This window comes from Bacillus massiliigorillae, from assembly GCF_000380245.2.
Taxonomy (GTDB): domain Bacteria; phylum Bacillota; class Bacilli; order Bacillales; family DSM-1321; genus Bacillus_AD; species Bacillus_AD massiliigorillae.
In genome coordinates, this window is sequence record NZ_HG428741.1 from 1,699,288 (window position 1) to 1,702,509 (window position 3,222).

The 3,222-nt window shown below is 31.0% G+C and carries 2 protein-coding genes; one reads left to right on the plus strand and one right to left on the minus strand.

From position 1 onward, the window contains the following. Positions 1 to 53: 53 nt before the first annotated feature. Entirely contained in the window at positions 54 to 491 is a 438-nt protein-coding gene (psiE, locus tag TX86_RS07860) for a phosphate-starvation-inducible protein PsiE (RefSeq protein WP_042347779.1), read from the minus strand. Positions 492 to 1,259: 768 nt separating this feature from the next. Here psiE and ltaS point away from each other — a divergent pair. Continuing rightward, the gene (ltaS, locus tag TX86_RS07865) at positions 1,260 to 3,209 is read left to right on the plus strand and encodes a lipoteichoic acid synthase (RefSeq protein WP_042347780.1); all 1,950 of its coding nucleotides are present in this window, start codon (positions 1,260 to 1,262) and stop codon (positions 3,207 to 3,209) included. The last annotated feature ends 13 nt before the right edge of the window (positions 3,210 to 3,222 follow it).

The following is a 3,222-nucleotide window of genomic DNA, read 5'->3' on the forward strand; positions in this document are numbered from 1 at the left end:
GATTGCCAATTAATAAGCTATATAAAAACAGACAGCCTTATGGCTGTCTGTTTTTATATTTTACTAATATTTTTTTGTTTCCTTAACGTTGCACCATTAAAAATAAAGTAACTAATAATTAGAACTAATATAGCAAGTGTATGTAATAACGTAGACATAGCATTATCATGTTCAACGATAACTAATCGAATTAACGCTGTAATTCCAATATACAAAAAGTATCGTAATGGAAAATGATAATTCTCTTGAAAATACTTAATGATCATAGCGATAAATTCAAAGTATAAAAAGAAAACTAATATCCTTTCAAAAAGAACATATTGATTCTCGATTCCTTCGTCAAAAAAAGCATATCGGATGAACAGAAAGAGTTCTTTACAGAGTAATACACACAGTGAAAAAGCAAGCAATACTAGAGCAACATTTAATGTATATTGTAGGATATTCGCAACTTTTAATTTGGATTTACGGTCTTTTAACTGTTGAATCATTGATAGCTCCTCTCTATTGTCATTTCATTATGTTCACAACAATATTATAACGAAGCTTACTTATAGCAACTAGTAGAAAAGTATTAATAAATCATTAAAAGAATGTAAAGTAGATTAAAAAGAGTTATATATTAATATAAATTTGATTCCTGAAATTGTAGTAATAATAAAAATAAATGAATCAACTTGAAGTAAATAAGTAGGAAAAGTTTGCTCTTTACAAGACAGTAAAGTAAAGGCTTGCGAACTAATTTAGTGGAAACATAGAATTTTTTATAAATAGATGATGGAAATGAAGAAGGAAATTCTACTTTGTATGTTTAATTATAATTAGGTGCGTTGCTTATTGAATTAACAAAACTTTATGAAACAAGGGAAGCTAAATCGGGTATCAGATTATCATAATAATATGTGTAAATTTACCCAAATGAAAATACGTGCCTATGTACAATGGATTGTTTTAAGAGATGATAAATATATCAAAAAAATAAAACTTTTGCCTAAGCGAAAACAGATGACTATTATGTAAAATTATCGGGTAAAGAATACTATTGTCAACAGCCACTAAAAAGATGTAAAATTTTAGAAAAACAAAACAATCTTCATCATTATGAATCTCGTATTTGCAAAATTAAGTTTTCGAGAGTAAAATAATTTGTTGTTACTACAATTTAAATTTCAATGTTATTACATGAAGATTACAAACGAAGAACACGAGAAGACGATTGTAGAAAAATCAAAATCGCTTCGTTATTAGGAGGGATTGTTATGACACGGATTTTAACTAAGAGAATGACTTTCTTTTGGATAGCAGTTGTTCTATTTACTGTTAAAACCTATACGTCCTATCAATTAGAATTTCAATTAGGAATCAAAAACGCACTTCAATCATTTTTATTGATGATTAACCCTATCAGCACGGGTATTATTGTTTTCGGATTAGTCTTTTTATTCAGCAAGTCTAGAAGAGCTGGTATTTATTTACTTACTGCATATTTTTTATTAAGTTTTCTGCTTTACACAAATGTATTGTATTACCGCTTTTTTACTGATTTCTTTACATGGCCAACTATTTTCCAAACAGATAACCTAGGCAACATGGGAGGAAGTATAACGGGCTTAATGGAATGGCATGATTTGATATATGCTCTTGATGTTGTATTATTAGCAGCATTATACATTTGGAGTTATAAATCATGGCCAAAGAAAGTTGCCATTCGAAAACGCTCAAGTTTGATTCTTGCTACTGGCGTCATTATTTTATTAGCTAATATTAGTTTAGCTGAAGTAGATCGACCACAGTTATTATCTCGTACTTTCGATCGAACTTACTTAGTAAAATACCTTGGTGTTTACAATTACACTGTATATGATGCAATTCAATCAGCGAAATCATCTAGTCAAAGAGCACTTGCTAGCGCTCCAGATGTAAACGAAGCAAAAACATATACTGATGAACATTATGCAAAACCAAATTCTGAGTACTTTGGAAAAGCAAAAGGAATGAATATCATTAAAATTCATTTAGAATCTTTTCAATCATTCCTAATTAATTACAAATTAGATGGACAAGAAGTAACACCATTCTTAAATAGTTTAGTTAATGGTAAACAAGTTACATACTTTGATAACTTCTTTCATCAAACAGGTCAAGGTAAAACAGCAGACGCTGAACTAATTATGGATACTTCACTTTTCGGATTGCCGCAAGGATCTGCCTTTTCGTTAAAAGGAAGAAATACGTTTCAATCTGCTGAAGGAATTTTAAATCAAAGAGGGAATTACACAAGTGCGGTTTTACACGGCGATTACAAAACATTTTGGAATCGAGATGAAGTGTACAAAAGTCTTGGCGTAGATAAATTCTTTGATGCTAGTTATTATAATATGGTTGAAGGAAACGTAGTAAATTATGGATTGAAAGATAAGCCATTTTTCGATGAATCTATACCTAAATTACAAAGCTTACCGCAGCCATTTTACGCTCATTTATTGACATTAACAAACCATTTTCCTTTTGTAACAGAAGAGGGAGATACTGACTTCCCAGCTGCTCAAACTGGAGATGGAGTCGTAGATCGATATTTCCAAACAGCTCATTATCTTGATGAAGCATTGCAAAAATTCTTTACTGATTTAAAAGCAGCAGGGTTATATGATAATTCAATGATTATGATATACGGAGATCATTATGGAATTTCTGAAAACCATAACAAAGCAATGGAACAAATTGTCGGTAAAGAAATTACTCCATTTGAAAATGCTCAATTACAACGAGTACCATTTATGATAAGGGTTCCTGGAATGCAAGGTGGAGTAAATCATACTTATGGTGGGGAAATCGATGCTCTACCAACAATATTACACCTAGTGGGTATTGATTCTAAGCCGTACATTCAATTTGGTACAGATTTATTTTCAAAGCAGCATGATCCTGTTGTAGCATTCCGTAATGGTGATTTTGTCTCCAATCGCTGGACAAGTATTGACGGAGTTTACTATGATTCAACTACTGGCTTGGAAATAGAACCAACAGACGAAGCTAAGGCTGCTAAAAAGAAAGTTGGAAAAGAATTAGAGCTGTCAGATCAAATCTTATATGGTGATTTATTAAGATTCTATAAACCTGAAGGCTGGAAAGCAATCGATCCATCTAAATACTTCTATAAAGTTGGAGATGGATTAACAGAGAATGAAACAGAAAAATCAACTAAATAGTAACTAATTATAT